Annotated in this window: 1 protein-coding gene; it reads left to right on the forward strand. The window is 65.3% G+C overall.

Annotation, left to right across the window (positions count from 1 at the left end; all coding sequences use genetic code 11):
- Positions 1-248 (forward strand): hypothetical protein (locus R0J88_RS22400; protein WP_410901228.1); only part of this gene is annotated, 248 nt, incomplete at both ends.

Here is a 248-nt window from a genome sequence, read left to right on the forward strand (position 1 = left end):
GCCGACAACGATCTCGACATGCTGTTCGCGATGGACAGCGCCGCCATGGGGCCCTACGCCACCCAGACCCCGCTGTGCACCTTCGAGATGGGCATGTTCGCCTCGCCGACCCTCGCCGGGCAGCTGGCCGAGGATAGCGAGCGCTTCGCCTCCACGCCATTCATCTCCTTCAGCAAGCAGGCGCGCCCCTATACCGAGCTGGTCAGCTATCTGTCGGAACAGGGCATCACCCAGCCCAAGGTGCACTG

Source organism: Pseudoalteromonas sp. SIMBA_162, from assembly GCF_046535955.1.
Lineage (GTDB): Bacteria > Pseudomonadota > Gammaproteobacteria > Enterobacterales > Alteromonadaceae > Pseudoalteromonas > Pseudoalteromonas marina.